The organism is Streptomyces sp. NPDC002788, assembly GCF_053592115.1.
On sequence record NZ_JBSFVB010000007.1, the window covers coordinates 122291 to 144447 of the forward strand.

Here is a 22157-nt window from a genome sequence, read left to right on the forward strand (position 1 = left end):
ACTAACGCTCCTGCTGGTGAGTGGGCCGTGGGTGGCTGCCGGTCTGGGTGGACCCGGCCTGACGACCCTGTGCGATTCCCCGACGGAGATTGGTCAGCCGGCCGCGCACGTCATCGGGTGCGCGCGAGACCTGCGGACCGCTCTGGTGGGTCTGCTGCTGCGCCGTGCCCGGGACGAGGTTCGCCCGGGGCACCCGGCGCGGCAGGCCGGAGGTGGTGACACCGCCGGCGGCGGGCTGGCGGACGCGCTCGGCCTGGCGGACGAGGTCGTCGTTCGGCGAGGTACGCCAGCCTGCGGGTGTGGACCGCTGCGGACCGGTGGGTCCCTGCGGCTGCTGCGGGGCGGCCGGAGCGGAGCCGTTGCTCTGCTCCTGGTGCTCCTGCTGGCCGTGGAACCAGTTGGTCTCCAGCGTGTCGTACAGCGGCGTACGGCCGTCGCCCGGGCCGGACGCCGGCGGCAGGGCTTCGGGCTCCTGCCGTACGGGCCGTGCCTGCGGGGCGGGCGGACGCGGAGCGCCGAAGTCGGAGCCGTTCCGGCCGCCGTCGGCCTGTGGCCGCTCGAAGTGGCCCGTGCCCGCCGGGTCGGCCTGGGTGGCCGGGCCGGGGAGGCTGGGGCGGCCCGAGCCGTTGTCCTGGCGGGGCGCGGGGTACTGGCCGGTGGTGTCCTGGCGGGGTGCCGGGTACCGGCCCGTGGAGTCGCCGTCCGGGCGGGGGGCCGGGTACTGCCCGGTCGAGCCGGTGTCCTGGCGCGGCGCGGGGTACTGCCCGCTCGAACCGTTGTCGTAGGACTGCGGGGCCTGCGGCGCCGGGTACTGGCCCGTCGAGCCGTTGTCGTACGACTGCGGAGTCTGCGGGTCGCGGCGGCCGGCCGTGGTGCCGAAGACGTCCGGGCGGACGAACTGGCCCGGGCCCTGCGGCCCGTTCCCACCCTGGGCGAACGGGTCCTGCTGCTGGGAGCCGCCGAAGTCGGCCGGCGAGCCCGGGCCCTGCCGGTCCGCGTCACGCGGCACGGCCGGGATCTCCGCCGTCGAGCCCGGGCCCTGCCGGTCGTCGATGCGCGGCATGGGCGACGTACGGGAGACATCCGGCTCCTCGTGCCCACGCGGGGTGTCCAGCGAGGCGCGCGGCACCTGCGGCTGGGCGTTCTCGTCGCTCCAGCTCGGCACGCGCGGCTGCTGGTCGCCGCCGGGCAGCTCGGCCCGCGGACCGCCGCGCGGCGGCAGCTGCGGCCGACGGCCCCTGCCCTGCTCGGCGTTGCCGCCCTGCTGCTGCCGGCCCCGGCCGCCACCGAAGGCGTCCTGGCCCTGCGGCCCGTTCGTGCCCGCGGCCTGCAGGCCCTGCGGGGCACCCGGCGCCTGACCGAAGCCGGCACCGGCGGGAGCCTGACGGCCCTGCGCGGGACCGCCCTGCTCGAACATCGAGTTGCCGGGACCCTGCGGTCCGCGGGCTCCGCCCGGACCGGCCGGACGGCCACCGTCGCCGTCCCGCCCGGGCAGCGCGGCCCGCGGGCTCTGACCGGGAGCGATACGGCCCCCGCCGGGCGCACCGCCGCCGAAGCCACCGCCACCGGACACACCGGCTCCGAGGGCGCCACCGCCCTGGCCGGCGCCGGCGGCCCGCCGGGCCGCCGCCGCACCGGCCGCGGCCTGCGCTGCGGCCGGACCGCCACCGCCGATCGGCGGCTGACCGCCGCCCTGCTTGGGCTGGGGCTTCCTGCCGCCCTGGGCGACGTCGACGGGCAGCATGACCAGCGCGGTCGTGCCACCGGAGTCGGACGGGCGCAGCTGGATGCGGATGCCGTGCCGCTGGGACAGCCGGCCGACCACGAACAGACCCATGCGGCGGGAGACGGAGACGTCCACCGTCGGGGGAGAGGCGAGCCGCTCGTTGATCGCCGCCAGGTCCTCCGGCGACAGACCGATTCCGGTGTCGTGGATCTCGATCAGCACCCGGCCGTCGGGCAGGGCGTGACCGGTGACCTTGACCTTCGTCTGCGGTGAGGAGAAGGAGGTCGCGTTCTCCAGCAGCTCGGCGAGCAGGTGCACGAGGTCGTTGACCACGCGGCCGGCGACCTCGGTGGTCGGCACGGAGGCCAGCTCGATGCGCTCGTACTGCTCCACCTCGGACGCGGCGGCGCGGAGCACGTCCACCAGCGGGACCGGGCGGGTCCACCGGCGGCCGGGCTCCTCACCCGCGAGGACGAGGAGGTTCTCACCGTTTCGGCGCATGCGCGTGGCGAGGTGGTCGAGCTTGAACAGCGAGGACAGCTGGTCCGGGTCGGCCTCGCGGGACTCCAGTTCGGAGATCAGCGACAGCTGGCGCTGGATCAGGCCCTGGGAGCGGCGCGAGAGGTTGGTGAACATCGCGTTGACGTTGCCCCGCAGCAGGGCCTGCTCGGCGGCGAGGCGGACCGCCTCGCGGTGCACGTCGTCGAAGGCCGCGGCCACCCGGCCGATCTCGTCCCGGGAGTGCACACCGACCGACTCCACGGACGTGTCGACGTCCTGCGGGTCGGACTCGGACAGCTGCTTGACCAGCTCGGGCAGACGGTCGGAGGCGACCTTGGTCGCGGTCTCCTCCAGGCGCCGCAGCGAGCGGATCATGGAGCGGGCCACGACGAAGGCGCCGACCAGGGACACACCCAGCACGATCAGGATCAGGGCACCGGAGATGATCGCGTCGCGCTCGGTGGCGCTGCGCAGCTCGCGGGCCTTCTGCTCCATCTCCTCGAGCAGCGTGTGCTCGATGTTCTTCATCTGCTGGATCTTGGTGGAGCTGTCGTCCAGCCAGTCGCGGTAGGACCGCTTGTCCTGCTGCGCGAGTCCGCTCGCGGAGACCAGGACCCGGCCCGCGTAGGTGTCGGTGGCCTTGATCGTGGAGTTGCCGCCGTCCTCGATCGGCTTCAGCAGCTCGGCGGCGGCATCCTCGCCGTAGATGCTCTTGAAGCTGCGGAGCTCGGACTTCTGGCTCTCCAGGGCCGACTCGGCGTAGAGCCGGTCGTTCGGGGAGAGCTTGCCGGTCGTGGTGTTGCTCGCGGGCAGCGCCGCGGCGAGGGCCGCGCGCTGGATCGAGGAGTACTCCTTGGCGGAGGAGAACGCCGCGAGGGCACGCGTGCGCTGGATCATGTCCGGGTTGCTGGTCGCCTCCGCCATGTCCTGGGAGAGGTCGATCAAATTCTCGATCAGACGGTGGTACGCCTCGATCGTCTGCGTGGAGTTGCCCTCGGAGGCGTAGGCGTTCTTGCGGATCTGCGCCAGGTCGCCAAGCTCGCCGGCGAGCTGGATGAGGTACTCGCGGACGCCCTTGAGGTTGCCGTCCTTGCTGGCGCTGTCGATCTCCTCGGAACTGTCGAGGAAGTTCTTCCTCGCGCGGTCGGTCTTCTCGCGCAGGCCCTTGACCGTGAAGTCCGTCGCCTTGCCGCCGTGCGCCAGCGGGCCGGCCGACTGGTCGCGCTCCTCCTGGAGGGCGGCGGACAGCTCGGTGGCCTGCTTGGTCATGTCCGTCAGCAGCTTCATGTTGTCGAGCTGCTGGATGTCGTCCATCGACTGGTCGATACGCAGTGCGCCGAGCGAGGTGGCCGCGACCACCGGGAGCGCGAGCAGCGACACCAGTCGGGTGGAGATGCGCCAGTTGCGCAGGGCTATTCGCGAGCCGGGGCCCACCGGACCCGTCGGCGGCTTCCCAGCCGGAGTGGCGGCCGGGCTCGCGGACCCCGAGGGGCCCTGCGCACCGGGGCGCTCACCGCCGTCGCCGGCCGGGCCCGGGTTCTGGGCGTGCTGGGGTGAGGGACCTCGGTCGGTCCCGCCGTGCGGCTCCGGCTCCGCCGAAGCGCTGCCATCCCTCTTGAAACGTCCCTGCACTAGCGTCGCAACCTCTGGACCAGGCACCCCGTCGCCTGAACGGCGGGGCACGGTGTCGGCGTTCTGGGGACGCCCTGAAGTACGCCCCGTGGTGGTCGTGAGTGACCGGCGCTGGCTCCCCCTTCTCACCGCCACTCGGCGCGTCTGTGCGCCCCCTGTGCGCCGGCTCGATCCTGCGGCGGTCCGTGAGATTCCAGCACAGCACAGGATCTCCAACAAGGCCCGTAGGTCACGCCGTGACCTAGGTGACACCACGTGAGGGCCGGATCACCTGACGTAGAAAGGGAGTTCGTCTATTTCGGACGTATGCCCGCGAGTCGCCGAGCCGTCGCGGGTGTCCCAGTCGCCATGATCAGGAGCGGAATGATGGCTTCAATGGGTCAATGTCCGCTTCGTCATGCCGCAGCGCAGGTCCGGAATGACCGATTCGCCCCCTGATTCGTGAGAAAACTCACATGCTGATCATGCACAGTCCACGACGGAGCCGGGAATCCCGTGTTTAGCCTGACGCTTTACAGAGACGGCACAACCGACAACCCGCGCCGGACAGGGGTCTGCGCACCCTCCCGGCGCCCGTCACAGGACAGGGTCAAGTAAACAGTGAAGACGACGACGATGTTCCACAAGATCGCCAACCCGCGGCGCACGACGCTGGCGCACCTGGACGGCGCCGACGAACTGCAGACGCCGGAACAGCCGGAGCACCCCGTCGAACTCCCCGCCCAGACCGCCAACCCCAAGCGCACCGTCCTCACGGAGCTCCCCGTCGCGGCCGCCGCGGCCGCGGAGTGACACCAGGAAGTACGCGCGCCGGCCGCCGGATGCTCACAGCGGCAGGATACGAACTTCGAGGGGCGCCCCCGGTGACGGGGGCGCCCCTCGGCACGCGTGCGGCGCCCTTCGTCCATGCGCGAGGCACGGCACCCTCCCCGCGTTAGCCTGGAGCGTCAGACTCCAGCCGCTTCAGTCAAGGGGCCAAGCATCCCGTGCGCATCGCCAGGTTCTCCATCGACGGGAACGTCGCCTTCGGCGCCATCGAGGGCGACAAGCAGGACGAGCTCGTCCTGGACATCATCAAGGGCATCCCGTTCGCGGACTTCGAGCTCTCCGGCACGAAGGTGCCGGTCGGCAAGGTCAGGCTGCTGCCGCCGGTGCTGCCCAACAAGGTCGTGGCCTTCGGCCGCAACTACGGCGAGCACGCGCGCGAGCTGGGCAACGAGGTGCCCGACGCCCCCTTCGCCTTCTTCAAGCCGTCCACCTCGGTGATCGGCCCCGGCGACGAGATCCAGTACCCCTCCTTCTCCGAAGAGCTGCACCACGAGGCCGAGCTGGCCGTGGTCATCGGCCGGATGTGCCGCGAGGTCCCGCGCGAGCGCGTCAAGGACGTCATCTTCGGCTACACCTGCGCCAACGACATCACCGCCCGCGACGTCCAGAAGCGCGAGAAGCAGTGGGCCCGGGCCAAGGGCTTCGACACCGCCTGCCCGCTCGGCCCCTGGGTGGAGACGGACCTGGACCCGGCCGACCTCACCATCCAGCTCACGGTCAACGGCCAGCAGCGCCAGCTGGGCCGCACCAGCGAGATGATCCACTCCGTCGAGGACCTGATCGTCAACATCTCCGAGGCCATGACGCTGCTCCCCGGCGACGTGATCCTCACGGGCACCCCGGCTGGGGTCGGCCCCCTGAACGTCGGCGACGAGGTCGCCGTCACCATCGAAGGCATCGGCACTCTCACCAACAAGGTTGTCAAGCGTGGCTAGCGCACCCGGCTCCCCCTCCCCCAAGTCCTCGAACCCGCTCGGACAGGGGGTACCCCCACGCGTCCGTTTCTGCCCGTCGCCCACCGGTAACCCCCACGTGGGCCTGGTGCGCACCGCCCTGTTCAACTGGGCGTTCGCCAAGCACCACCAGGGCACCCTGGTCTTCCGCATCGAGGACACCGACGCGGCCCGCGACTCGGAGGAGTCGTACACCCAGCTGCTCGACTCGATGCGCTGGCTGGGCTTCGACTGGGACGAGGGCCCCGAGGTCGGCGGCCCGCACGCGCCGTACCGCCAGTCGCAGCGCATGGACCTGTACAAGGACGTCGCGGCCAAGCTCCTGGACGCCGGCCACGCCTACCGCTGCTACTGCTCCCAGGAGGAGCTGGACACCCGCCGCGAGGCCGCCCGGGCCGCCGGCAAGCCCTCCGGCTACGACGGCCACTGCCGCGAGCTGACCGACGCCCAGGTCGCCGAGTACCAGGCCCAGGGCCGCGAGCCGATCGTCCGCTTCCGCATGCCCGACGAGACGATCACCTTCACCGACCTGGTCCGCGGCGAACTGACCTTCACCCCGGAGAACGTCCCGGACTACGGCATCGTCCGCGCCAACGGCGCCCCGCTCTACACGCTGGTCAACCCGGTCGACGACGCCCTGATGGAGATCACCCACGTCCTGCGCGGCGAGGACCTGCTCTCCTCCACCCCGCGCCAGATCGCCCTGTACAAGGCGCTGATCGAGCTGGGCATCGCCCGGCAGATCCCCTCCTTCGGCCACCTTCCGTACGTCATGGGCGAGGGCAACAAGAAGCTCTCCAAGCGCGACCCGCAGTCGTCCCTCAACCTCTACCGCGAGCGCGGCTTCCTCCCCGAGGGCCTGCTCAACTACCTCTCGCTGCTCGGCTGGTCCCTCTCGGCCGACCAGGACGTGTTCACCATCGACGAGATGATCGCGGCCTTCGACATCTCCGACGTGAACCCCAACCCGGCCCGCTTCGACCTGAAGAAGTGCGAGGCCATCAACGGCGACCACATCCGCCTGCTGGACGTGAAGGACTTCACGGAGCGCTGCCGCCCGTGGCTCCAGGCACCGTTCGCCCCCTGGGCCCCGGAGGCCTTCGACGAGGCCAAGTGGCAGGCCATCGCCCCGCACGCCCAGACCCGCCTCAAGGTGCTCTCCGAGATCACCGACAACGTCGACTTCCTGTTCCTTCCGGAGCCGGTGGAGGACGAGGCCAGCTGGACGAAGGCCATGAAGGAAGGCTCGGACGCCCTGCTGCGCACCGCCCGCGAGAAGCTGGAGGCGGCCGACTGGACCTCCGCCGAGTCGCTGAAGGAGGCCGTCCTGGCCGCCGGCGAGGCCCACGGCCTCAAGCTCGGCAAGGCCCAGGCCCCGGTCCGCGTGGCCGTCACGGGCCGCACGGTCGGCCTGCCGCTGTTCGAGTCCCTGGAGGTCCTGGGCGAGGAGAAGACCCTGGCCCGGATCGACGCGGCGCTGGCGAAGCTGGCCGCGTAACGCGTTCACATCGGGGCGGCGTCCGGTTCGGGCGCCGCCCTTCGCGTGTCCACCGAGCCGTCGTCCGGAGTTCACCCTTCTGGCCAACCACCGCTTGCTGAACGCACGTTGGATGCTCCCTGTGCACATGATGCGCGTGTGCACCCTGTTACGGGGAGAGGGAACGTGACGCGTTCACGAAGACTTGCCGCGGTGGCGCTCAGCGGGGCGGTGGCCCTGACCTGGGCCCTGCCGATCACGTCCGCGCAGGCCGCGGACTCGCCCGTGGGGACGGTCCGCCTCAGCTCGGAGAAGCGGCAGGAGATCAGGTACTGGTGGGCCGGCGCGTCCGGCTTCCGGTACGGCCCGGCCGCCGGCGGCTCCACCACCTGGGTCGACTACCCGGACCGTGTCCCGCCCGCGCACGCGGGGCCGGACGACCTGGCGACCGGGACCGACGTCATCACCACCTTGAGTGGTTCCACCGCCACGCAGAAGCACCGCTCCGCGGGCGTGACCGCCACCCTCGCGATCCCGGCCGGTCACACCTACCGGGCCGCCGCCGGCTGGAGCGTGCTGACGCAGGACACCACCGGTGCCCTGCACGTGCTGCGTGCCGCTCCCGACGGCACCACCGCCGACCTGCCCGTCTCCGGCCTCCCCGAGGGCGCCGAGCCGACCGCCTACGTCCTCGGCGGCTCGGTCCGGCGGCTCGCGGTCGTCTACACGATGGACGGCACGACCTCCGTCGGGCTCGTGGACCTCGCGGACGGCGCCTTCCGCACGTACGTCACCGGTGTGATCGAGAATCCGCAGGTCGTCTTCAACGACCGCTGGCTCGTCGCCGACTGGAAGTCCGTACGGGTCGACGCCGAGCCCGGCACCGATCCCACCGCGCACACCCGACGGGGCGCCCAGCTCGAGGCCGTGGTCGGCGACCGACTCCTCATCGGCAACCCGGACTTCGTCCAGGGCGGCACCCAGCCCGCACTGACCGCCCACTCCCTCGTGACCGGCGCCGACACCACCGTGCTCAGCTCGTCGTTCGGCGGGATCGGCCCGACCCTCGACGGCGGCGCACTCGCCACCGCCGGCACGACCAGCCTCGACTGGAACGTCCACCGGATCACCCCCACCGAGGACGGCGGCACCGCCACCGAGAAGGTGGCCCGGGTCCCGGCCTTCACGGTAGGTGTGCAGGGACTGGCCGTCGCCGGCGGCGAGTTGTTCCTGTACGGCGCGACGCCGGGCGCCTCGCAGCGGTACAGCAGCTTCCAGCTGGACACCACGGGCAGACCCACCGGTCAGCAGACTCCCCGCAGCCCGGCGCTGAGCGGGACCACCTGTCTCCCCGGCGACGCCGCCTGCCCCCAGCTGGAGGCCCTCGGCGACGGCCGGGTCGCCTACCTGTGGACCGGCGCCGCGGGCCAGGAGTCCGTCCTCAACGTCGGCCTCGACACCACCACCGTCCTCAACGAGCCCACGGACGGCGACTCCGGCGGCCGCCTCGCCGGCGGCACCGGCCGCTACGTGCTCTACAACGGCGCCTCCGGCAAGCAGCGGCTCGTGGACTTCCCGCGCGCCGCGACCGGCGGCGAGACCGCCCTCACCCGCGACCGCACCGCCGCCGCCGTCTGGGGCCAGACCCTGTGGACCCCGGGCGGCACCCAGGGCGCGGTCACCGGCCGCAACCTCAAGACCGGCGCGACCACCACCATCGCCACCGGCGCCCCCTGCACCCCCACCGACATCCAGGCCGTCAACACCTGGCTGTACTGGTCCTGCGGCAGCACCGCGGGCGTCTACGACCGGGCGACGAACCGCAAGATCACGGTCCCGGCCGACAACGGCCCGGCCCGCCTCGCCGACGGCTTCCTGCTCCGCGAGAACCGCACCACCCACGAACTGCTGCTCACCGACTTCCACACCGGCACGGCCACCACCCGCACCCTGGTCAAGCTGCCGGCCACGGACCAGAACACCGGCGGCAGCAACGGCCGCTGGGCCGTCGACCGCTTCGGCGGCCACATCGCCTACCTCAACGGCACGTACGGCGAGGTCTCGATCGTCCCCAGCGGCGTCCCCGCCTCACCGCTCGCACAGATGGAGGCCCAGGTCTACTCGCCCTCCGTGATCGGCAAGTCCTTCCCCTGGTCGCCGGTGTGGCAGCTGAACAAGCCGTCCACCTGGACCCTCACCCTCGCCAACGCCTCCGGCACCGTCGTGCGCACCCTGACCGGCGCCTCCACCGGAGCCGCCGTACGCCCCGCCTGGGACTGCACCACCGACAACGGCGGCGGAGCCACGGGTGGCACCTACACCTGGAAGCTCACCGCCCACCCCCGTGACGACCAGGGCCCGGACCTCACGCTCTCCGGCACCATGACCCTGGGCTGAGAGCACCGCGCAGTGGGTACGGTCCGACCATGAGGATCCACGCCGTGGTCTGGGACGTCGACGACACCCTCTTCGACTACTCCACCGCCGACCGCCTCGGCATGCGCGCCCACCTGGCGGCCGAGGGCCTGCTCGCCGACTACGACACCGTCGACCAGGCCATCGCCCGCTGGCGGAAGATCACCGACCAGCAGTGGGCGCGCTTCTCGGCCGGAGAGGTCACCTTCCAGGCCCAGCGGCGCGACCGCGTAAGGGTTTTCCTGCGCCGGGAGATGACCGACGCCGAGGCCGACGCGTGGTTCGAGAGGTACGTCACTCACTACGAGGCCGCCTGGGCCCTCTTCCCGGACGTCCTGCCCGTCCTCGACGCCCTCGCCGTCAGCCACCGGCACGCGGTGCTCTCCAACTCCAGCCTCCACGTCCAGGACCGCAAGCTGCGCGCCCTCGGCGTCCACGGCCGCTTCGAGACCATCCTGTGCGCGGCCGAGCTGGGTATCTCCAAACCGGAGCCCGGGGCGTTCCTGGCGGCCTGCGAGTCCTTGGGCCTGCCACCGCACGAGGTCGCCTACGTCGGCGACCACCCGGAGATCGACGGCCGGGGTGCCGCCGACGCCGGGCTGCTGTCGGTGTGGATCGACCGCGGCGGCCGGTACGCCACGATCGACCCGCCCGTGGGGCCGCACCGCATCGCCTCCCTAACCGAACTGCCGTCTGTGCTCGGCGCGGATACTCGTTTTGGAGCCCCGTCCACCTTCGGGTAATGTTCTTCCTGCGCCACGGGGAGCGGGCCGGAAGGCCGGAACCCCGGAGCGCAGAACTAGAACACGATCCCCCGAGGGGCTTGCGTTCCAGTGGCCTATGGTGTAATTGGCAGCACGACTGATTCTGGTTCAGTTAGTCTTGGTTCGAGTCCAGGTAGGCCAGCTCGCAGAGCTCATCTGCAAAGCCCCCGTTGTGTAGCGGCCTAGCACGCTGCCCTCTCAAGGCAGTAGCGCCGGTTCGAATCCGGTCGGGGGTACTGGTTCCGGAAGATCGACGATCATTCTCGGGACTGCTAGGGCCCCCGTTGTGTAGCGGCCTAGCACGCCGCCCTCTCAAGGCGGTAGCGCCGGTTCGAATCCGGTCGGGGGTACTGACTGGTCTAAACCACATTGGTCTATGGTGTAATTGGCAGCACGACTGATTCTGGTTCAGTTAGTCTTGGTTCGAGTCCAGGTAGACCAGCTCGGACCTGCGGAAACGCAGTGTCCATGCCCCCGTTGTGTAGCGGCCTAGCACGCCGCCCTCTCAAGGCGGTAGCGCCGGTTCGAATCCGGTCGGGGGTACAGCAAAGAAGGCCCTCCACTTGTGTGGAGGGCCTTCGGTGTATCTGCCCGGGGTGCGGGGAACCGCGCTCGGGAAAGCCTGCCGCGGCGTCGAGGCGGACTCTCCCGAAACGCTTCCGTGGATCAGCCGGTGCGCCGCAGCGCCTCGGAGAGGCGCCCCGCCGCGTCGATCACAGCCTGCGCGTGCATCCGGCCCGGGTGCCTTGTCAGCCGCTCGATGGGGCCGGAGACCGACACGGCGGCCACCACGCGGTTGGAAGGGCCGCGCACCGGCGCCGAGACGGACGCGACGCCCGGCTCCCGCTCACCGATCGACTGGGCCCAGCCCCGCCTCCGCACGCCCGACAGGGCCGTCGCCGTGAAGCGCGCCCCCTGCAGGCCGCGGTGCAGCCGCTCCGGCTCCTCCCAGGCCATGAGGATCTGCGCCGAGGATCCGGCTTTCATCGTGAGCGTGGAACCGACCGGGACCGTGTCCCGCAGTCCTGACAGCCGCTCCGCCGCGGCGACGCAGATGCGCATGTCGCCTTGGCGGCGGTAGAGCTGCGCGCTCTCGCCCGTGACGTCACGCAGGTGCGTGAGCACCGGGCCGGCGGTGGCGAGGAGACGGTCCTCACCCGCGGCCGCGGCAAGCTCTGCCAGGCGGGGGCCGAGAATGAAACGGCCCTGCATGTCGCGCGCCACCATGCGGTGGTGTTCCAGCGCCACGGCCAGGCGGTGGGCCGTGGGTCGTGCCAGTCCGGTGGCGCCGACCAGGCCCGCGAGGGTGGCCGGACCGGACTCCAGAGCGCTCAGGACGAGGGCCGCCTTGTCCAGAACGCCGACGCCGCTACTGTTGTCCATGAAACGATACTCCCGTCTCACTCTGTGAAACGCAAGTTCAAGTTTCCGTGGAACCCGCCACCCTGGAATCACGAAGTCACAACGGCCCGTGACGTAAGGGCCTGGTGGTGCGTGCCCGGGATCAGGGGAACGGGCGCCGCCTCCTCAAGATCTCTAGTTGGGTCGGCGGACCGTCGCCGGCCGGAGGGAACAGCGATGGGTAGGACACTCGCGGAGAAAGTCTGGGACGACCATGTCGTCCGGCGCGCGGAGGGCGAGCCCGACCTTCTCTTCATCGATCTGCACCTGCTGCACGAGGTGACCAGCCCGCAGGCCTTCGACGGCCTCCGCAAGAGCGGCCGCACCGTGCGGCGCCTCGACCTCACCATCGCGACCGAGGACCACAACACCCCGACCCTCGACATCGACAAGCCGATCGCGGACCCGGTCTCCCGGATCCAGCTGGAGACGCTGCGCAAGAACGCCGCCGACTTCGGCGTGCGGCTGCACCCGCTGGGCGACGTCGAGCAGGGCGTGGTGCACGTCGTCGGCCCGCAGCTGGGCCTGACCCAGCCGGGCATGACCGTCGTCTGCGGCGACTCCCACACCTCCACGCACGGCGCCTTCGGCGCGCTGGCGTTCGGTATCGGCACCTCCCAGGTGGAGCACGTGCTGGCCACCCAGACGCTGCCGATGGTCCGCCCGAAGACCATGGCGATCACGGTCAACGGCGAACTGCCCGAGGGCGTCACCGCCAAGGACCTCATCCTGGCGATCATCGCCAGGATCGGCACCGGCGGCGGCCAGGGATACATCCTGGAGTACCGCGGCGAGGCCATCGAGAAGCTCTCGATGGAGGCCCGGATGACCATCTGCAACATGTCGATCGAGGCCGGCGCCCGCGCGGGCATGATCGCCCCCGACGAGACCACCTTCGCGTACCTCAAGGGCCGCCCGCACGCCCCCGAGGGCGAGGACTGGGACGCGGCCGTGGCGTACTGGAAGACGCTCAGGACCGACGCGGACGCCGAGTTCGACGCCGAGGTCGTCATCGAGGCCGCCGAGCTGTCGCCGTTCGTCACCTGGGGCACCAACCCCGGGCAGGGCGCGCCCCTTTCCGCGTCCGTCCCCGATCCTGCTTCGTACGAAGACGCATCGGAGCGCTACGCCGCCGAAAAGGCCCTGGAGTACATGGGGTTGGAGGCCGGGCAGCCGCTGCGCTCCATCAAGGTGGACACCGTCTTCGTAGGCTCCTGCACCAACGGCCGCATCGAGGACCTGCGCGCCGCCGCCGAGCTGCTCAAGGGCCGCAAAGTCGCCGACGGCGTACGGATGCTGGTCGTCCCGGGCTCCGCGCGGGTCGGTCTGCAGGCCGTCTCCGAGGGCCTGGACGTCGTCTTCAAGGAGGCCGGCGCCGAGTGGCGGCACGCGGGCTGCTCCATGTGTCTGGGCATGAACCCCGACCAGCTGGCCCCGGGTGAGCGCTCCGCGTCCACGTCCAACCGCAACTTCGAGGGCCGGCAGGGCAAGGGCGGCCGGACGCATCTGGTGTCGCCGCAGGTCGCGGCCGCTACCGCCGTCCTGGGCCACCTGGCCTCCCCGGCCGACCTGTCCGACGCCGACGTCCGTACGCCCGCTGGAGTCTGATCAGTCATGGAAGCATTCACCACCCACACCGGCCGGGCCGTCCCGCTGCGCCGCAGCAACGTCGACACCGACCAGATCATCCCCGCGCACTGGCTCAAGAAGGTCACGCGCGACGGGTTCGAGGACGGGCTGTTCGAGGCCTGGCGCAAGGACGCGTCGTTCGTGCTCAACCAGCCCGAGCGGCAGGGCGCGACCGTCCTGGTCGCCGGCCCCGACTTCGGCACCGGCTCCTCCCGCGAGCACGCCGTCTGGGCGCTGCAGAACTACGGCTTCAAGGCCGTGATCTCCTCCCGCTTCGCCGACATCTTCCGCGGCAACTCACTCAAGAACGGCCTGCTCACAGTCGTTCTGGAGCAGAAGATCGTGGACGCGCTGTGGGAGCTCACCGAGAAGGACCCGCAGGCCGAGATCACCGTCGACCTGGTCGCCCGCGAAGTCCGCGCCGAGGGCATCACCGCCTCCTTCGGCCTGGACGAGAACTCCCGCTGGCGGCTGCTGAACGGCCTCGACGACATCTCGATCACCCTGAAGAACGAGGCGGACATCGCCGCGTACGAGGCGAAGCGCCCGTCGTTCAAGCCGCGGACGCTCCCGGTCTGATCAGGAGCACGAACCGCCGCCCCTGAGCAAGGCGACTTTCGGCCACTGCAAAACCCCCTCTGTACCCCCGATCAGCCCGATCGGGGGTACAGCCGTTTCTGTACCCGAACGGCCCTGCCCGCCCCCAGGAGTGCGGTCAACTTCCCACGTTATGCAGGCGGTTGCCGGGGTACGCGAGAGGTACACCCGTGACCTCCGCGTGTGCCCAAAAGGCCGTTCGGGGCGGCAGTTGTCCCCTGGGCAGGCGACAACTCGCCCCAGATGGCACAATCTGTGCATGGAACACGACGGCCAACTCGAGCTCTATGCGGCAGTCGCGGACCAACTCAAGGAAGCGCATGCAAGGGTGCGCGCACTGCAAGTCCCGGAGGGCGTACGGATGGCGCTGACCCGGAAGCTGCTGGTCATTACGGCCGCGGCCAAGCACGATCTCGCCGACGCGGCAAGGCGGCTGGAGCGGTTCACCGCAGACCTCGACGAGGGACGTCTCCCCGTCGAGGAACGCTGAACCTGTCGACACCGCCGAGTTCGTTGCGGCACAAGGGTGATAAGCCCGTTTCGTGTTTGATTTGCGGTATATATCTGCCTAACGTGCGAAAAAGCTTGAACATTTCGTTCTGGCGATGTCTCCGAAGGGGAAGACGTGAACAAGGCGCAGCTCGTAGAAGCGATTGCCGACAAGATGGGCGGCCGCCAGCAGGCCGCCGACGCTGTCGACCATGTGCTGGACGCCATCGTCCGCGCGGTCGTCGCAGGTGAGAGGGTCTCCGTCACCGGCTTCGGTTCCTTCGAGAAGGTCGACCGTCCGGCGCGCTACGCCCGTAACCCCCAGACGGGCGAGCGGGTTCGCGTCAAGAAGACCTCCGTTCCGCGCTTCCGTGCGGGCCAGGGCTTCAAGGACCTGGTCAGCGGCTCGAAGAAGCTCCCGCGCGGCGGTGAGGTCTCCGTCAAGAAGGCGCCGAAGGGCAGCCTGACCGGCGGCGCCGGCGCGACGGTCAAGAAGGCCGCCGCGAAGAAGACGACCACGAAGTCGGCCGCCGCAAAGAAGACCACCGCCAAGAAGACGACGGCGAAGAAGGCCACCACCAAGACGGCGGCCGCGAAGACGACCACGGCGAAGAAGGCGCCCGCCAAGAAGACCACGGGGACGTCCAAGACCGCCGCCGCGAAGAAGACCACCGCCCAGAAGGCCCCGGCGAAGAAGGCCACGGCCAAGAAGGCGCCCGCCAAGAAGTCGACGGCGCGCAAGACCACCGCCAAGAAGACCACCGCCCGCAAGAAGTAGGGGCGCCGGGGTACTCACGCGCCGGGCCGGACTCCGTCGAGGAGTCCGGCCCGCGGTGTGTTCAGGGAGTGTTCAGAGGGTCTGCAGGGTCACCAGAGTGATCCGGAAGTCGTCCTTCGGGCCCTCCACCTCGATGCGGACGCGCTGACCCGGGCGCAGCAGCCGCAGGCCGCCCGCGTCGAACGCCGCCGCGTCGAAGGGCACCGGGGTGCCGTCGTCCAGGAGCACCTGCCCGCTGCGGCTGTCGGGGTCGTACGTGTACGCGGTCGCCTGCATGGCCGCAGCCTACTGCCCGGGTATCAGCAACCGCGCGGCGGCCGCGGCCGTATGAGGGCCGACCCCAAGGGCCAGCGCGCTGCGCAGGTCCTCGCCGGTGTCCACGTCCTGGCGTACGGAGTCCACGGCGGCGAGGGACAGTTCCACGGCCCCCGACGCACGGTGCCGGTCCCGGGAATCGGTACCGAAGGCCGGGCGCAATTTCCGGCCCGGGGCGGCGGCCAGCAATGTCGTTCCGATTGCGGCCGCGTCGGGAAGAAATGCACGTGGGAATTCACCAGCGGCATCGAGTACCCGGGACAATTCCCCGGGGCGCAGGGCCGGCAGGTCGGCGTTGAGCGCGGCCACCCTGCTTGCCGGACGGTCGGCCCGTACGACCCCCGCCCCGTGTGCCAGGGCGGCGTTGAGGCCGCTCCCGGGCTCGTCGGGGATGATCGCGGCGCCCAGTGCGGCCAGCTCGCGGCCCGCCAGGGCGTCGTCCGTGACGACTGCCACATCCCGTACCGCGGGGCAGGCCAGCGCGGCCGCCACGGTGTCCTGGGCGAAGGCGAGCGCCAGGCCGGGCCGCAGCCCGTCGTCCGCGGTGTCCGCGAGCCTGCTCTTGGCCCGGGCCAAGGGCTTCAGGGGTACGACCAGGGTCCACTGCACAGGGGTTCCGTCCTCTTCTTGTCGCGGTCATTGTCACCCGGGGCATCCGGCGGGCGGTGTGCTGGGGCGTACGGTGTTCTCGACAGACCGGCGGCCTGGGGCGACACTTGTGCGGCCCCCCGTGGCCCCCGCTTCAGGCCCTAGAGGAAGGTGACCGCGTGCCCCGCCGCAGAATCGGCTTCTGGTACCGCTTCGCTGCGGTGATCTGCAAACCGCCGCTGGTGGTTCTGCTCAAGCGGGACTGGCGCGGAATGGAGCACATTCCGGCCGAGGGTGGATTTATCACCGCGGTGAACCACAATTCGCACATCGACCCCTTCGCTTACGCGCACTTTCAGTACAACACCGGGCGCGTCCCGCGATTCCTCGCGAAGAGCGGGCTTTTCAAGAAGGGATTCGTCGGTGCCGCGATGCGCGGCACCGGACAGATCCCCGTCTACCGCGAGAGCGCGGACGCGCTCAGCGCCTTCCGGGCCGCTATCGACGCCGTGGACCGCGGGGAATGCGTGGCCTTCTATCCCGAGGGCACCCTCACCCGTGACCCGGACGGCTGGCCCATGACCGGCAAGACCGGGGCCGCGCGCGTCGCCCTGCAGACCAAGTGCCCCGTGATCCCCGTGGCCCAGTGGGGCTGCAACGAGCTGCTGCCGCCGTACGCGAGGAAGCCGCACCTGCTGCCGCGCAAGACGCACCGGGTGCTCGCCGGGCCCCCGGTCGACCTCACGCGGTTCTACGACCGGGAGATGACCGCGGACCTCCTGAAGGAGGCCACCGAGGTCATCATGGCCGCCGTCACCGCCCAGCTGGAGGAGATCCGCGGCGAGAAGGCGCCCGAGACGCCCTACGACCCGCGCCGGGAGCGGATCGAACAGCGGCGCCGCACGCGGGCGCAGACACAGCGGGGCGGGCGGCAGTCGGAGCGGCCGGTGCGGTCGTCGCAGTCGAGGCAGGAAGAGGGGCTGGGCAAGTGAGCAAGCCGGTCAAGGCGGCGGTCCTGAGCGCCGGTTCGTGGGGCACGGCCTTCGGCATGGTGCTCGCCGACGCGGGGTGCGAGGTCACCCTGTGGGCGCGCCGCCCGGAGGTCGTGGAGGCGATCAACGCCACCCGAACCAATCCCGACTACTTCCCGGGCGTCGAGCTCCCGGAGCGCGTACGGGCCACCACGGACCCCGCCGAAGCGGCCGCCGACGCCGACTTCACCGTCCTGTCGGTCCCCTCGCAGACCCTGCGCGGCAACCTCGCCGAGTGGGGTCCGCTGCTCGCCCCGGGCACGGTCCTGGTGTCGCTGATGAAGGGCGTCGAACTCGGCTCCGCGATGCGGATGAGCGAGGTCATCGACGACGTCGCCAAGGTCGGCACGGACCGGATCGCCGTGGTCACCGGACCCAACCTGGCCCGGGAGATCGCCGCGCGGATGCCGGCCGCGGCCGTGGTCGCCTGCACCGACGAGGCCGTCGCCCAGCGGCTCCAGGCCGCCTGCCACACGCCGTACTTCCGCCCGTACACCAATACGGACGTGGTGGGGTGCGAACTGGGCGGAGCCGTGAAGAACGTCATCGGCCTCGCCGTCGGCATCGCGGACGGCATGGGCCTCGGCGACAACGCCAAGGGCTCGCTCATCACCCGCGGTCTCGCCGAGACCACCCGGCTCGGCATGGCGCTCGGCGCCGACCCGCTGACGTTCTCCGGACTCGCGGGCCTGGGCGACCTGGTGGCCACGTGCTCCTCACCGCTGTCGCGCAACCACACCTTCGGCACCAACCTCGGCAAGGGCATGACCCTCCAGGAGACCATCGCGGTCACCAAGCAGACCGCCGAGGGCGTCAAGTCCTGCGAGTCGGTGCTGGATCTGGCCCGCCGGCACGGCGTCGACATGCCGATCACTCAGACGGTCGTCGGCATCGTGCACGAGGGCAAGCCTCCGGTGGTCGCCCTCAAGGAGCTGATGTCGCGCAGCGCGAAGCCCGAACGACGCTGAGCGACGCGAGGCCGGGGGCGCTGTCTCCGGGCCCTACCAACGGGTACCCTCAACGCGATATGAGCACCGAGAACCTCCCCCAGAGCCCCGAGCAGCCGCCTCGCAAGCCGCGTGTGGCCGTCGTGTTCGGTGGGCGCAGCTCCGAACACGGGATCTCCGTGGTCACCGCCGGCGCCGTCCTCAAGGCGATCGACCGGAGCAGGTACGACGTCCTGCCGATCGGCATCACCCAGGACGGCCGTTGGGCGCTCACGGCGGACGAACCGGAGCGGATGGCGATCGTCGACCGGCGCCCGCCGAGCGTCGACGCGCTCGCCGAGTCCGCCGAGGGCGGAGTGATCCTCCCGGTCGACCCCGCCGACCGCGAAGTCGTCTACAGCGAGCCGGGATCGGTACCCAAGGCGCTCGGTGAGGTCGACGTGGTCTTCCCGGTGCTGCACGGCCCGTACGGCGAGGACGGCACCCTCCAGGGCCTCCTGGAGCTCTCCGGCGTCCCGTACGTGGGGTCGGGTGTGCTTGCCTCGGCCGTCGGCCAGGACAAGGAGTACATGAAGCGGGTGTTCACCTCCTTCGGGCTCAAGGTGGGCCCGTACGTGGTGATCCGGCCGCGGGAGTGGGAGCAGGGCGAGGCGGCCGCCCGTAAGAAGATCGTGGACTTCGCCGGCGAGCACGGCTGGCCGCTGTTCGTGAAGCCCTCGCGAGCCGGTTCGTCGATCGGCATCACCAAGGTCGACGACCTCTCCGGGCTCGACGAGGCGATCGCCGAGGCGCAGCGGCACGACCCGAAGATCCTGGTGGAGGCCTCGCTGCGCGGCCGCGAGATCGAGTGCGGTGTCCTGGAGTTCGAGGACGGCCCCCGGGCCTCCGTGCCCGCGGAGATCCCCCCTCCCGAGGCGCACGCGTACTACGACTTCGAGGCCAAGTACATCGACTCCACCCCGGGGGTCGTGCCGGCGCCGCTGACGCCGGAGGAGACGGCCGAGGTGCAGCGCCTGGCGGTCGACGCCTTCGAGGCGGCGTCCTGCGAGGGCCTGGTCCGCGCGGACTTCTTCCTCACCGAGGACGGCGAGTTCGTGATCAACGAGATCAACACGATGCCCGGCTTCACGCCCATCTCGATGTATCCGCAGATGTGGCAGGCGAGCGGCGTGAGCTATCCGGAGCTGATCGACCGGCTGGTGCAGGCGGCACTTCGCCGTTCGACGGGCCTGCGCTGAACAAGGCCCGGGCCCGGCGTACAGAACTTCAGGAGGCGATCCCCTCGGGGATCGCCTTCTTCACGGCCGAGGCCAGGTCGATGAGGACGCCGGAGCTGTCCGCACCCTCCGGCACCGCGACCTCGACGTAGGCCTCCCGGTTGGCGGTCGTGAAGACGTACCCCCCGCCGTCCCGCTTCTCCATCAGCCAGTCGACCCCGTTCACACCCCCGGCGACCGCGTCCGGGTCCTGCCCGTCGGCCACCTTCGGATCGATCATCTTCGGCGGCTGCGGCACGCCGCAGCGAAGTATGATCGCCGGGCTGCCCCAGCCCGCCGTCAGCGCCGACGCGGGCTCGGGATCCTCGCGAGGCTCACCGTCCACCTTCCCGGGCAGTACCTTGTCCAGGTTCCGGCACAGTTCCGTGACCGCCGCGTCCGGACTGGGAACCGCCGCCGACGCGCTGTCGTCTGCTGAGGAGCAGCCCGCCGCAGTGATCAACAGCGCGAGAGCGGGCAGGCGGGACATGCGGAAGACATGACGGCGCCGGTGACGGAAAGAGTTCACCGGCTCAGGGTAGACGGGGGCTACAGATGAACGACCGGGCAGGTCAGGGTGCGGGTGATGCCGTCCACCTGCTGGACCTTGGCGACCACCATGCGGCCCAGATCGTCGACGGTGTCGGCCTGCGCCCGAACGATCACGTCGTACGGTCCCGTCACGTCCTCGGCCTGGATGACCCCAGGGATCTTGGCGATCGTCTCGGCGACGGTCGACGCCTTGCCGACCTCCGTCTGGATCAGGATGTACGCCTGTACCACGGAACCTCCAGGGCGGCCACGAGGATCATGTGGGGAAAAGGAACGCCACGGTATCGCGTCGCCGCTCGCCGCGGGGAGACCTGTGGGGACCGGGTATTGCGCGCCGGGGTGCAGATCCGGCAGAACTTGACGGTCACCTCGACCGTAGCGAGGACTGAAGTGCCTCGCGACCGGGCACGGACAGGGACAGAAGGGGAGAAAGGGCAATGAAGGGCACTGTTGGTGAGCTCGGTGAGTTCGGGCTCATCAGGGAGCTCACCTCCCGTCTCACCACCACTCCGGCGGTCCGGGTCGGCCCGGGCGACGACGCCGCCGTGGTGTCCGCGCCCGACCGCAGGGTCGTGGCCAGTACGGACATCCTGGTGGAGGGCCGGCACTTCCGCCGGGACTGGTCCACGGCCTACGACGTGGGCCGCAAGGCGGCCGCGCAGAACCTCGCCGACATCGCCGCCATGGGGGCCGTCCCGACCGCGCTGCTGCTCGGCCTGGTCGTCCCGGCCGAGCTGCCGGTGACGTGGCCGAGCGAGCTGATGGACGGCGTGCGCGACGAGTGCCAGGTGGCGGGCGCCGCCGTGGTGGGCGGTGACGTCGTACGCGGCGACTCGATCATGGTGTCGATCACCGCGCTCGGCGACCTCCGCAACCAGGAACCGGTGACACGGGCGGGCGCGCAGCCCGGCGACCTCGTCGCGGTGACCGGCTGGCTGGGCTGGTCGGCCGCCGGGTACGCGGTGCTCTCCCGGGGGTACCGCTCGCCGCGGGCGTTCGTGGAGGCCCATCGGCGCCCCGAGCCGCCCTACCACGCGGGTCCGGCCGCCGCCGGGCTCGGGGCGACCGCCATGTGCGACGTGAGCGACGGACTGATCGCCGACCTGGGGCACATCGCCGAGGCAAGCAAGGTGCGGATCGACATCCGCTCCCAGGCGATCGACATCCCGTCCCAGATGAACGACATCGGGCAGGCGGTCGGCGTCGACCCGATGCAGTGGGTGCTGACCGGGGGAGAGGACCACGCGATCGTGGCGACCTTCCCGCCGGACGTGAAGCTGCCCGCCCGCTGGAAGGTCATCGGCGAGGTCCTCAACCCCTCGGCGCTGCCCCAGGTGACGGTCGACGGGGCGCCGTGGACCAGCAAGGGCGGCTGGGACCACTTCGGGGACGTGGAGTCGTGATCCCCAACGTCCTCACGGTGGCGGGCTCCGACTCCGGCGGGGGCGCGGGCATCCAGGCCGACCTGAAGACGATGCTCGCGCTCGGCGTGCACGGCATGAGCGTCCTCACGGCGGTGACCGCGCAGAACTCCCTCGGCGTACAAGGGGCTTGGGAACTGCCGGTGGAGGCGGTCCGGGCCCAGTACCGCAGCGTCGTCGACGACATCGGTGTGCGGGCGGTGAAGACCGGCATGCTCGCCTCCGCCGGACTCGTGGAGGTGGTCGCCGAGTTGCTCGCGGACACGGACGCCCCGGCGGTCGTCGACCCGGTGGGCGTCTCCAAGCACGGCGACTCCCTGCTCGCCGCCTCCGCGCTGGAATCCGTCCGTACGAGACTGCTGCCGGTGGCGACGGTCGCCACGCCCAACCTCGACGAGGTGGCCCAGCTGACGGGCGTGCGCGTCGAGTCGGAGGGGCAGATGCGGCGGGCCGCTGCGGCGGTGCTCGGCTACGGCCCGCGCTGGGTGCTGATCAAGGGCGGCCACCTCTCCGGCGACGCCGTGGACCTGCTCACGGACGGTTCCGAGGAGCACTGGCTGCGGGCGCCCAGGCATGACAACCGCCACACCCACGGCACCGGCTGCACGCTCGCCTCCGCGATCGCCGCGCAGCTCGCCAAGGGGGACTCCGTACCGGAGGCGGTGGCGGCGGCGAAGGAGTACGTCACCGGAGCCGTCGCGGCCGGGTTCGCGCTCGGCGGGGGTATCGGGCCGGTGGATCATGGCTGGCGGTTCCGGGCCGGGTCCTGAGCGTCGAGGTGCGGCGTCCGGGGCCGGGTCCCTGAGGCGGCACGGGGTTCAGCATCGGCCATGGAGATTCCGGGTACCGCAAAGAGC

20 protein-coding genes and 5 tRNA genes are annotated in these 22157 nt (G+C 70.9%); 19 read left to right on the forward strand and 6 right to left on the reverse strand.

What is annotated here, in order from left to right:
- Position 1: 1 nt before the first annotated feature.
- Entirely contained in the window at positions 2 to 3859 is a 3858-nt protein-coding gene (locus ACWD1U_RS15195; protein WP_451107700.1) for a nitrate- and nitrite sensing domain-containing protein, read from the reverse strand.
- 600 nt (positions 3860 to 4459) lie between these two features.
- Here ACWD1U_RS15195 and ACWD1U_RS15200 point away from each other — a divergent pair.
- The 10 genes from ACWD1U_RS15200 to ACWD1U_RS15245 all read left to right on the forward strand — a co-directional run bounded on the left by ACWD1U_RS15200 (position 4460) and on the right by ACWD1U_RS15245 (position 10839).
- Positions 4460 to 4651, forward strand: coding sequence for a hypothetical protein (locus ACWD1U_RS15200; RefSeq protein ID WP_451107987.1), 192 nt, complete (start codon positions 4460 to 4462; stop codon positions 4649 to 4651).
- A gap of 194 nt (positions 4652 to 4845) precedes the next feature.
- Entirely contained in the window at positions 4846 to 5622 is a 777-nt protein-coding gene (locus ACWD1U_RS15205; protein ID WP_451107702.1) for a fumarylacetoacetate hydrolase family protein, read from the forward strand.
- Positions 5615 to 7138, forward strand: coding sequence for a glutamate--tRNA ligase (gene gltX, locus ACWD1U_RS15210; RefSeq protein ID WP_451107703.1), 1524 nt, complete (start codon positions 5615 to 5617; stop codon positions 7136 to 7138). Before ACWD1U_RS15205 ends, gltX begins: the two co-directional genes overlap by 8 nt.
- A gap of 165 nt (positions 7139 to 7303) precedes the next feature.
- Positions 7304 to 9514, forward strand: coding sequence for a FlgD immunoglobulin-like domain containing protein (locus ACWD1U_RS15215; RefSeq protein WP_451107704.1), 2211 nt, complete (start codon positions 7304 to 7306; stop codon positions 9512 to 9514).
- Positions 9515 to 9543: 29 nt separating this feature from the next.
- Positions 9544 to 10275: an HAD family hydrolase gene (locus ACWD1U_RS15220; protein WP_451107706.1), complete on the forward strand. Its 732-nt coding sequence runs from the start codon at positions 9544 to 9546 to the stop codon at positions 10273 to 10275.
- A gap of 91 nt (positions 10276 to 10366) precedes the next feature.
- Positions 10367 to 10438 (forward strand) — tRNA-Gln (locus ACWD1U_RS15225).
- Between the two features lie 21 nt (positions 10439 to 10459).
- Positions 10460 to 10532, forward strand: a tRNA-Glu gene (locus tag ACWD1U_RS15230).
- A gap of 41 nt (positions 10533 to 10573) precedes the next feature.
- Positions 10574 to 10646: transfer RNA gene (locus ACWD1U_RS15235), tRNA-Glu, on the forward strand.
- 20 nt (positions 10647 to 10666) lie between these two features.
- A tRNA-Gln gene (locus ACWD1U_RS15240) sits at positions 10667 to 10738 on the forward strand.
- A 28-nt stretch (positions 10739 to 10766) separates the two neighbouring features.
- Positions 10767 to 10839, forward strand: a tRNA-Glu gene (locus tag ACWD1U_RS15245).
- 123 nt (positions 10840 to 10962) lie between these two features.
- Here the strand turns inward: ACWD1U_RS15245 and ndgR are convergent.
- A complete protein-coding gene (ndgR, locus tag ACWD1U_RS15250) occupies positions 10963 to 11679 on the reverse strand; it encodes an IclR family transcriptional regulator NdgR (protein ID WP_020270051.1) in 717 nt (238 codons plus the stop codon).
- A 195-nt stretch (positions 11680 to 11874) separates the two neighbouring features.
- On the opposite strand from ndgR, the gene leuC reads away from it, so the two are divergent.
- From leuC to ACWD1U_RS15270, 4 genes are all read left to right on the forward strand, one after another.
- Positions 11875 to 13305, forward strand: coding sequence for a 3-isopropylmalate dehydratase large subunit (gene leuC / locus ACWD1U_RS15255; protein WP_451107707.1), 1431 nt, complete (start codon positions 11875 to 11877; stop codon positions 13303 to 13305).
- Positions 13306 to 13311: 6 nt separating this feature from the next.
- Complete coding sequence (gene leuD, locus ACWD1U_RS15260; RefSeq protein WP_451107708.1) at positions 13312 to 13905, forward strand: 3-isopropylmalate dehydratase small subunit; 594 nt, start codon at positions 13312 to 13314, stop codon at positions 13903 to 13905.
- Between the two features lie 277 nt (positions 13906 to 14182).
- Complete coding sequence (locus ACWD1U_RS15265) at positions 14183 to 14413, forward strand: SCO5555 family protein (RefSeq protein ID WP_333933759.1); 231 nt, start codon at positions 14183 to 14185, stop codon at positions 14411 to 14413.
- A 135-nt stretch (positions 14414 to 14548) separates the two neighbouring features.
- Entirely contained in the window at positions 14549 to 15190 is a 642-nt protein-coding gene (locus ACWD1U_RS15270) for an HU family DNA-binding protein (RefSeq protein ID WP_451107710.1), read from the forward strand.
- Positions 15191 to 15262: 72 nt separating this feature from the next.
- Here ACWD1U_RS15270 and ACWD1U_RS15275 read toward each other — a convergent pair whose 3' ends face one another.
- Positions 15263 to 15466, reverse strand: a complete 204-nt coding sequence (locus ACWD1U_RS15275) for a hypothetical protein (RefSeq protein WP_451107712.1) — start codon at positions 15464 to 15466, stop codon at positions 15263 to 15265.
- 9 nt (positions 15467 to 15475) lie between these two features.
- A complete protein-coding gene (cofC, locus tag ACWD1U_RS15280) occupies positions 15476 to 16114 on the reverse strand; it encodes a 2-phospho-L-lactate guanylyltransferase (RefSeq protein ID WP_451107714.1) in 639 nt (212 codons plus the stop codon).
- 158 nt (positions 16115 to 16272) lie between these two features.
- On the opposite strand from cofC, the gene ACWD1U_RS15285 reads away from it, so the two are divergent.
- From ACWD1U_RS15285 to ACWD1U_RS15295, 3 genes are read left to right on the forward strand one after another with little or no spacing between them, the layout of a single operon-like run.
- Positions 16273 to 17085: a lysophospholipid acyltransferase family protein gene (locus ACWD1U_RS15285; RefSeq protein ID WP_451107715.1), complete on the forward strand. Its 813-nt coding sequence runs from the start codon at positions 16273 to 16275 to the stop codon at positions 17083 to 17085.
- Positions 17082 to 18092 carry an NAD(P)H-dependent glycerol-3-phosphate dehydrogenase gene (locus ACWD1U_RS15290; protein WP_451107717.1) on the forward strand — a complete coding sequence of 337 codons (1011 nt, stop codon included), beginning with the start codon at positions 17082 to 17084 and terminating at the stop codon, positions 18090 to 18092. The genes ACWD1U_RS15285 and ACWD1U_RS15290 overlap by 4 nt, the downstream gene beginning before the upstream one ends.
- A gap of 59 nt (positions 18093 to 18151) precedes the next feature.
- Positions 18152 to 19309: a D-alanine--D-alanine ligase family protein gene (locus ACWD1U_RS15295; RefSeq protein ID WP_451107719.1), complete on the forward strand. Its 1158-nt coding sequence runs from the start codon at positions 18152 to 18154 to the stop codon at positions 19307 to 19309.
- Between the two features lie 28 nt (positions 19310 to 19337).
- On the opposite strand, the gene ACWD1U_RS15300 is transcribed toward ACWD1U_RS15295, so the two are convergent.
- A complete protein-coding gene (locus ACWD1U_RS15300; protein ID WP_451107720.1) occupies positions 19338 to 19856 on the reverse strand; it encodes a DUF3515 domain-containing protein in 519 nt (172 codons plus the stop codon).
- A gap of 20 nt (positions 19857 to 19876) precedes the next feature.
- Positions 19877 to 20110 (reverse strand): Lrp/AsnC family transcriptional regulator, encoded by a 234-nt coding sequence (locus ACWD1U_RS15305; protein WP_158990895.1) that lies wholly within the window; start codon positions 20108 to 20110, stop codon positions 19877 to 19879.
- Between the two features lie 206 nt (positions 20111 to 20316).
- On the opposite strand from ACWD1U_RS15305, the gene ACWD1U_RS15310 reads away from it, so the two are divergent.
- Both ACWD1U_RS15310 and thiD read left to right on the forward strand, forming a co-directional pair.
- The gene (locus ACWD1U_RS15310; protein ID WP_451107722.1) at positions 20317 to 21282 is read left to right on the forward strand and encodes a thiamine-phosphate kinase; all 966 of its coding nucleotides are present in this window, start codon (positions 20317 to 20319) and stop codon (positions 21280 to 21282) included.
- Positions 21279 to 22070: a bifunctional hydroxymethylpyrimidine kinase/phosphomethylpyrimidine kinase gene (gene thiD, locus ACWD1U_RS15315; RefSeq protein ID WP_451107723.1), complete on the forward strand. Its 792-nt coding sequence runs from the start codon at positions 21279 to 21281 to the stop codon at positions 22068 to 22070. Before ACWD1U_RS15310 ends, thiD begins: the two co-directional genes overlap by 4 nt.
- Positions 22071 to 22157: the final 87 nt, after the last annotated feature.

Excerpts from the sequence above, each read along its gene's own strand:
- ACWD1U_RS15310 (WP_451107722.1), top strand. The coding sequence starts at position 20,317 with ATGAAGGGCACTGTTGGTGAGCTCGGTGAGTTCGGGCTCATCAGGGAG.
- leuC (WP_451107707.1), top strand. The coding sequence starts at position 11,875 with ATGGGTAGGACACTCGCGGAGAAAGTCTGGGACGACCATGTCGTCCGG.
- ACWD1U_RS15275 (WP_451107712.1), bottom strand. The coding sequence starts at position 15,466 with ATGCAGGCGACCGCGTACACGTACGACCCCGACAGCCGCAGCGGGCAG.
- ACWD1U_RS15265 (WP_333933759.1), top strand. The coding sequence starts at position 14,183 with ATGGAACACGACGGCCAACTCGAGCTCTATGCGGCAGTCGCGGACCAA.
- leuD (WP_451107708.1), top strand. The coding sequence starts at position 13,312 with ATGGAAGCATTCACCACCCACACCGGCCGGGCCGTCCCGCTGCGCCGC.
- ACWD1U_RS15220 (WP_451107706.1), top strand. The coding sequence starts at position 9,544 with ATGAGGATCCACGCCGTGGTCTGGGACGTCGACGACACCCTCTTCGAC.
- ndgR (WP_020270051.1), bottom strand. The coding sequence starts at position 11,679 with ATGGACAACAGTAGCGGCGTCGGCGTTCTGGACAAGGCGGCCCTCGTC.
- ACWD1U_RS15295 (WP_451107719.1), top strand. The coding sequence starts at position 18,152 with ATGAGCACCGAGAACCTCCCCCAGAGCCCCGAGCAGCCGCCTCGCAAG.